Below are 1,050 nucleotides of genomic sequence, written 5' to 3' on the forward strand. Positions count from 1 at the left end.
ACAAAACGAAGCCGCTCGTCCATGATGCCAGTCTCTCGCCAAACCATCGCCGGGTCCTCCGGCGAGGGAGAAAACTGTCACCTATGCAATCGGTCCATTCTGTTACCTATCTATCCGGTTCGGACAAAGGCATCTTTCTCCCCGTCACAATACGGGGAGAAATGCCCGGCAGGGCAATGAGGGGCAGCGCCGACCGATGATGTGACTAGCAGCCATCAATGCGATTTGCCTTGGCTGCCGCTCAATGCCTCGATGCGCTTCGCCAGCTCAGCCGCATCTCCCACTATCCGCAGCGTCTTCAGCCGCGCCGTGGCGCCGGCGACGACCGCGACGGCCGACGCCGGAACGCCCAGCGCCTTGCCGACCAGCCGTTCCAGCGCCTGGTTGGCGGCGCCGTTTTCCGGCACGGCGCGCACGCGGGCCTTGAGGTGGCTTCTTCCGTCGGCGGTAGTCTCGACGCCCTCTATCCCATCAAGCGCCGCCTTCGGCGTCAGCCGTACGAACAGATCGATGCCGTCGTTGCGGAGACGAAAGAAGAAAAAGGCGGTAGACCTCACATCGGACCGATGCCGAACATCGGCTGAACTGTGTAGTTCAAGAACACGCTGATAAATGTCAGTGCTAACAGCAAAATGATCGGCGAGATGTCGACACCTCCGAGATCGGGCAGAAAGCGGCGGATTGGCCGCAGCGCCGGCTCGGTCAACCGGTAGAGCATGGTGCCGATGGAGTTAACGAGCTGATTGCGCGAGTTGACGACGTTGAAGGCGTACAGCCAAGAGAAGATGGCCGCGCCGATTACGATCCACCAATAGATGCCTATTGCGGCATGCAGCGTATAAAAGACTGCGATCATCAGGTGCTCCTTGCGAACGGCCGACATGTAGCCATTGCAGGCGGAGCCGGCAAGAGCCGGCTTTCCGGCAGCGCCAATGGCGCCGCTCGTTTCGCCTTGACACGAAACCGCCGCGCCCGATAAATGCGCCATCCGCTGGACGGGGCTGTAGCTCAGCTGGGAGAGCGCATCGTTCGCAATGATGAGGTCAGGGG

At 60.9% G+C, this 1,050-nt stretch carries 2 protein-coding genes; both read right to left on the reverse strand.

The window, feature by feature from the left end; all coding sequences use genetic code 11:
* Positions 1-215: 215 nt before the first annotated feature.
* Positions 216-557, reverse strand: coding sequence for a DUF167 family protein (locus tag EN781_RS33100; RefSeq protein ID WP_126057555.1), 342 nt, complete (start codon positions 555-557; stop codon positions 216-218).
* Complete coding sequence (locus tag EN781_RS33105; RefSeq protein ID WP_127400756.1) at positions 554-856, reverse strand: YggT family protein; 303 nt, start codon at positions 854-856, stop codon at positions 554-556. Before EN781_RS33105 ends, EN781_RS33100 begins: the two co-directional genes overlap by 4 nt.
* Between the last annotated feature and the right edge of the window lie 194 nt (positions 857-1,050).

It is taken from the genome of Mesorhizobium sp. M4A.F.Ca.ET.090.04.2.1 (assembly GCF_003999085.1).
GTDB lineage: Bacteria > Pseudomonadota > Alphaproteobacteria > Rhizobiales > Rhizobiaceae > Mesorhizobium.